The organism is Salinisphaera sp. (genome assembly GCF_002729955.1).
Lineage (GTDB): Bacteria > Pseudomonadota > Gammaproteobacteria > Nevskiales > Salinisphaeraceae > Salinisphaera.
In genome coordinates this window covers 1-7,227 of sequence record NZ_PBYA01000024.1, presented here as the reverse complement: position 1 = coordinate 7,227, position 7,227 = coordinate 1, and the positions used below count along the sequence as shown (strand labels likewise).

Below are 7,227 nucleotides of genomic sequence, written 5' to 3'. Positions count from 1 at the left end.
TTGCTCATTTTGACTTGTCTCGATAGGGAAGCCAGCTTAGATTATTTCTGCTACAGGCGAGTTTGTAATCGGCCGCCCAGAGCAGAGGGATGTGGATAGGACATTTTAGGTGCTCCCCCAAAAAAGACTCATAACAAATCTGATTATATTTCTTTGGCGTCATGAATTAATGACACACAGAGTCTGTTGTGGGTGGAGAGATATTTTGACGTAAGCCATATAACATTCTATTCTAACAAATGGCTGAAGTCTTGGTTGATGATGTTTTTCTGGCCCTTTAAAGCTTATTTCACTGTTGAAACTTGCTATTTGTCTGTAAACGTTTTGAGTAAACTTTTCTTGATTATTTTACACTAAAGTTAGGGTTTATTTGTACTAGCATCTTAGTTGTTTTCATTTTATGTTTGCAGAAGTCTGCATTAGGGCCTTCTTATCAAATAAACGGCTTGAACGCAACTTTCTGAGTTCTTATGACCTGGTCTCAGGGCCTGCTATAGCCCCTGTACCAGCACATTTGAAGCAATCAGTAGTGCGCTCCTCTAAGCCGCCCTCCATCAACGTGTTGGCGAAGATCTACCCTTAAAGAACACCGCCTAGTGTCGTCGCTCCTTCGTGCGATACGGTCCCTCCCACCATGGCCGGAGATGACGCCAAGCCGGACGCTGCGAAGCCTTCAGATGTTGCCGAGGCTTTGAAGAACACCCGCACCAGCGCCCTCAAAGCGCTGAACAAGGCCGCAGCTCAACTCGACGTCGCCATCGCCAAAGACCAGTTTTCTGTAACCTCAGATCTGGGCAAGCTCGAGACCGCATGGAAGGATGTGGACGCTTCGCATAAAGCATTTGTCCAATGCGTAACAGAAAATTCTCTAGATAACACTTTGTTAACTGTAAATGGCAAAAGTGCCGATGTTTGGTTTTCTGATGCTGAAAAAGTTTATGACACTCATGTACAGATGTATAAGCAGCATATCTCTAGTAATACTTCTTCATTTTCACCTATTAGTCAGCAGCATGTTAGCTCGCCGCAATTTGTTCCTAAATCTCACCTTAATTTTCAGAGGCAAGAGTTCCCTACGTGGGACGGTAGTGCTGGAAAACAATGGCTTGAGTGGAAATCGGCGTGGCAAACTGAGGTCGAGCCGTACTTCGGGACAAAGAAGCTCGCCCTGGCTGCTCAGCTGAGGAAGTGCGTGAAGGGTGAGGGTATCAAAGAGATACAGCACGTTTCCTTAACTGATTCTAAAGCTTATGATACTATGTGGAAAGCTCTCACTGACCGCTTTGATAATGTAGCTCTTAATATTGGGGTTATTTTAGCTGAGTTTGACAGCTTGAAACCTGTAGATAATAATAAGGATCATGTTGGGTTACTCGCTCTTATCAGATCTGTATCGAGCGCATATGAACAGCTAAACACGTTAGGTCATGTTCAACAGGTAGACAGTTTCCGCGTAAACGCTTTGAACTCCAAACTTCCATTTTATCTCCAGGAAGGTTGGGCTGAAAAATTTGCCGCTATGTCATCAACAGAGCGGTTCCATCCATTTAAACAATTTGTTGAATTTTTGAAATCCAAGGTGGACGTCGTTAAAGCCATGGTAGACATTGCTAACCCCAGTCCCAGTCAGGTTTCTTCCAGGAACAAAAGCAGCAAGCCAGCCGCTCGCGTCAACGTCGTCGCCGCTGGTGTGAACTCTTGTGCCATACATCCTGAACAAAGCTCGCATTCTCTCGCCCAGTGTGGGGCGTTCAAGCGTATGTCCGCTGAAGACCGGGCGAAGCTTTGTACAAGCAAGGGTGTGTGTAAGCGCTGTCTGCAGGAAGCTCACCGCGGGACGCCTTGCTCTAGTGGTCAGGACTGTGGATACTGCACCTCTGACCGAGCCAAGCGATCGCATTGCGAGCTCCTATGTTTTCGTAAGGATAAGGGCAAAGGAGGTAAGGAATCTAGCAATGAAGTTAAAAAACCTTATGGCCAAGCGTCTGGTAATAAGTTTGGTCCCCCACCAAGTGGTAATACTAACAATCTCAGCGGAAATACAGCTGATTCTTATGGTAACGATTCACAGAAAAGTGAGCCCCATAATGTGCATCCTATGTATTCAAATGGTTCTCCATTCTATTCGTATCCTAATCCCTGGGTGTTCCCCTACATGACCATGGGTCCAGCCCCAGTGAATAATCCAAATCAACAATTTGTTCCTCAATATGGCTCTCCTTATCAAATGAGTATGCCGCCAGTTTTGATTCCTGGATTCAATTCCCATTACAATATTCTCCCGCATCAAGCCGGAGGTGATGGCATGAATGGTTCAGTTCAGAATATTAGTAGGAACAATATTGAAGTTCAGTCCAACGCTCAGAATCAAGGAGCTCATGTGGAGCAAAGTTCTGGCAGTATTGCCAATAATGGTTCAACCCAGTCCACCACAGGCCCTTCTCAGCAAAAGGCTGGTATAAAGTGCGTATCTATGAGCACTAATTTATTCAACGTATCTCATCAAAGTGACTTGAAGGAGTTGCCCAAATATGATAACATCCTCTCAGTCCCTAGAGATGTCGCTTTTGGCATTTATGCTATTTTTTCTGTTTCTGTTTCTTCAAGTAACAAGAAAGCAACAGTTTTTGCAGATGACGGCTCTGATTGTGTCTTATTTACAGAAGCCGGCGTGAAAAAACTGAATGGTCGCTTGGTTGCTACTGGTTCTATGGACATCACTACTGTTCAAGGCACTTCCACTGAAGAACGAACCGAGATGTATGAAATCCCCCTCATCGATGTAAGAGGAGTGGTCCACCACGTCGTGGGATACACCGTGCCTCGTCTCTGTGGTAAACCGTATCAGTTAAATGAATCCATCTTAAAGCAGCTTTTTCCTGAGCATGATCCTAAAACGCTACAACGTCCTAAACAGGCTGTAGACGTGTTATTGGGGAGCGACTATTTCAGCCTTCACCCCAAAGTAGAATTGGCCTCTGATGGCGCTAATTTATCCGTCATGAGCGGACTTCTTGGTATCTGCGTCCAAGGTTCGCATCATTCACTTGTTCAAGGAACCTCAAGTAATCCATTTGCAGGCGCTACTACCTTGTTCAAGCCTGATTTTGTATCAGTCCATAAAAATTCAATTAGACTAGATACACCTATTTTTCGTACAGTAAACGTCCTTACGCAATCTGTACACCCTGTTTTTCAGTCTGGAGAGAAAGCTCTGCCCCCCGAGTGCCTGGAGGCCTCGCACGCAGCTAACCCCGTCCCGGAGCACCATAACACCACCGCTCCTGGAGCAACTCCACGCAGCTCCCCTGAATCCCCTTCGAGCATCCCTGCAACCTGGAGAAGCGTCTCCCCGTCGAGCAGCTCAGATGATACTGGCCTGGTCGCCGACGTGGCGCCATCCGGTCCAGAGGACCCGCTCTCAGGCGTCGAGGGCAGCCCCATAGGAGTCAGCTCCACCACCAGTCCTGATCCGGCTTCGAGATCGAAGAAAGGTAGAAGTACCGTCTCCCCGTCGAAAGGCTCTGCAGCTGCAGGCCCTGGCGCCGGCGTGGCATCACTTCCTGCCCCCCTTCTTACTCGCTCTCGCGTCTCAGCTCCCATATTCAACGTGAGCAAGGGTGCGTTTGGTGAGGCCATTGATCGTTACATACTGGGAGAGCAGCTTGGTACCATGTGTGACCCGCGGTGCGGCGGGTGCCGCTGCGGGAAGTGTCCCCTCAAAGGCCATGATTACTCCTTCAAAGAAGAGCAAGAGCTTCAACTCATTCAGTCAAAACTCCGTTACGTCCCTGATCCCGGCTACTGGATCACCGGATACCCGTGGGTAGTGGATCCCTGGACGCTCCCCGACAACTACGCTGCCGCTTATTCCACTCTCTGCCGTACCGAGAAGGCGCTAGAGAAGGACCTTGCCTGGAAAGAGGTCTACGGTGCCCAGTTAAAGGAGCATGAGGAGCGTGGGGTAGCAAGAAAGCTGTCGCAAGAGGAGGTGAGGTCCTGGGACGGTCCTTATTTCTACATATCCCACATGCAGCTGGAACAGCCAAAGTCCGAAAGTACTCCGGTAAGAGTTGTTTTTAATTCCTCTCAAAAGTATAAGGGAGTGTCACTCAATTCTAGTTTAGCCAAGGGTCCTGACTGTTACAACAATAATCTCCTGGGAATGCTTATTAGATTTCGTGAGAATCCCATTGTAATGATAGGAGATATCAAGAAAATGTACAATACCGTGCATTTAGAGTCCATGGAACAGCATATGCATAGGTTCCTATGGAGGGATTGTGACCCCACCAGAAAGCCCGATATTTGGGTCATTACTCGAGTGAATTTGGGAGACAAACCAAGTGGCACCATTGCTATTACTGCCAAAAATAACACGGCCCACATGTTTTCTCATATTTGCCCTGAAGCAGCTCAAATGCTTATTTATTGCTGCTATACAGATGACATTATAAACTCCATCAAAGGCGAATTCTCTGACGCCCTCAAATTAGCTGAAAAATGCGAGCTAATTTTGAGTAAAGGTAGCTTCAAGGTCAAAGGTTGGTCCTTTGGGGGGAGGGGTGTCCCAGAACAGGACTTATGCGAAAAAGATAAGCAAGTCCTGGGTACATTTTACAGCGCGAAGAGGGATGTCATATTTTTCCCCACTAAACTCAATTTCAGCAAGAAGCGTCGTAATGTTCCCACCGGCCCCAACCTCAGAAAAGAAGACCTTCCTGAGGGTATCCCCAACGACCTGACTCGCCGCATTGTCCTAGCATCCGTTATGGCCATCTATGACCCCCTAGGCTTGTTATCACCACTGGTATTGAAAGCAAAGCTTCTCCTCCGTTCCACATGGCAGCTTAAGCTGGAGTGGGATGAGCCATTGTGCGCCGCCATGGTGGCTGAGTGGAAAAGATTCTTCGCCGACCTGTTTGAGGCAGAAGAGATACCATTCGAGCGCTGCTTAACACCAGAGGGAGCCGTAGGTAAACCATCGCTCATCCTCATGTCTGATGGGTCAGAAGAAGCCTATGGTTGCGTCGCATACATCCGCTGGCAGTTAGAAGACAATTCCTATTGGTGTCACATCATCATGGCAAAGTCAAGAATATCACCGATCAACAGAGTAAACATACCGCAGATGGAGCTGAATGGCGCAGTCATATCAAAACGTCTACGCGAGGTCATCATATCAGAATCCCGCTTTGAATTCGACAAGATTCATCACATCATAGACTCAGAAACTGTCCTGTGTCAACTCTACAAGGTGGCCAGCAAGTTCAAAGTTTTCGAAGGTGTCCGCATCGGAGAGATCCAAGGAGCCACAAACGGCGACATGTCTGATTGGGCATGGGTAGCAGGCACGTCCAACGTAGGCGATCTAACAACCCGTCCCCAGTCCCCGTCGGCCCTAGGTCCGGATTCGGTTTGGCAAAAAGGTCCTGACTTCCTCTACCTACCAGAGGAGCAATGGCCTGTTAAGCGAGACCCGCAAGTAAACTTAGATGAATTTTCCCCTGGCGAAAAAGCCTTTTCTAATGTAAGTCACTTAAGTCAGTTCTGTAGTACTCATGAAAGACCTCATGATTTTTCCATCATTTCAGGATGCCTCAAGAGATGCAGTCGCACCGGCGTGATGTTCGGCGGCTTAGCTAGAGTGTTCTCAGCCTTCGAGTGCAAGAGCTTCCGAGGCGTAAACTCCAAAGCAGTTACCCCCGACCATCGCCGTAAAGCTCTCCTAATCATGCTGCAGGATGTGCAGTGTGAGGCATGGAAATCAAGGAAGGAGGTGCAAAAGCACTTCAGACACATCAACCCTGTAATGCACCAAGCATTGTGGACAGTGGGTTCCAGGGACCCAAGACTGAAGATCCTGACTCCTGACCATGAACCGCAAGTATTATTGCCACCAAAACACGAGCTCACGTATCGTATCGTGCGCGATGCTCACACTTTTGGCAGGCACGGTGGTCGAGACGCCACAGTAGCACGTTTCAGAGCTAAGTATCACACTTCCAGAGTGCACAAAATCGCAGCAGCAGTGTGTGCAAAATGTCATGCTTGCAAATTAATTAAGGTCAAGTTATTGGAGCAGCAAATGGGTTCGCTGCCCCCTGAAAGATTTTATCCAAGTCCACCATTTGACTCTTGTGTCCTAGATTTATTTGGACCATATCTCATACGAGGAGAAGTAAATAAAAGAGCTAGCTCTAAAGTATGGGGTGTAATTTTTGTTGATCTAGTTTCTCGTGCAGTCCACATAGAAATTTCCACTGGTTATGATTCAAAGAATTTTTTGTTATCATTCCGCAGGTTTGCAGCTCTCCGTGGATGGCCATCAGTGGTATACAGCGACCCAGGAACACAGCTGGTCGGAGCAAGCGCTGAAATCACCGCAGCATGGGATGCACTAAACGACGACGGTATCGTTACAAAACTTTCTCAAAATGGAACCAGGTGGGTATTTGGTCCAGCTGACAGCCCATGGTATCAGGGCGCAGCTGAAGCACTCATCAAATCAGCAAAATCAGCAGTAAATATGGCTCTGCGAGACACCCATAAAGGCTCTAGACTATCACTTGCTGAGTTATTAACCGTCTTCACTGAAGCGGCGAATCTTCTTAACGAAAGACCAATCGGCTTCAAGCCATCGATTGACAACCCCATAACAATACTCACCCCTAATAGCCTTCTGTTGGGTAGGTCATTCAGCGTAAACCCCGGGAACTTCGACTCATCTCTCAGTCTTTTTTCCAGGCTCACACTAGTGAACGATGTTGTCAACACCTTCTGGCACAACTGGACTCAACTCTACGCTCCCACGCTGATCAAACAGACGAAGTGGCTTCGTGAGTCCCGCCCGCTACAGGAAGGAGACATCGTGCTCGTTGCTGACAGCAACGTGATGCGTGGGGAATACAGAATCGGCAAAGTCCACAAAGTTCATCCCAGCAAGGACGGCCTTATCCGTCGAGCCTCCGTCAAGTACATGATCTACAAGACCATGTCTAAGGACATGAAACTGAGTGGCGGTCGTGAAGTAATCGTCGAACGATCCGTGCAGAGGTTGTCTATCCTTATCCCATACACAGATGAAGAATAGGAGGTGCAGCCTCATTTACCCGATGGGTATCTTATAAAGATAAGTACTGTTCCCTCAATTACTTGGAATATCCACTTCAGTATTTGAGTAGTATTAGTAGATGAGACAAATTTCACCATTTTAGCTGATAAGGT

The 7,227-nt window shown here is 47.5% G+C and carries 1 protein-coding gene; it reads left to right on the top strand.

What is annotated here, in order from left to right:
• Window positions 1-634 precede the first annotated feature (634 nt).
• Window positions 635-7,093, top strand: coding sequence for a DUF1759 domain-containing protein (locus CMN27_RS06090; protein ID WP_293624867.1), 6,459 nt, complete (start codon window positions 635-637; stop codon window positions 7,091-7,093).
• Window positions 7,094-7,227: the final 134 nt, after the last annotated feature.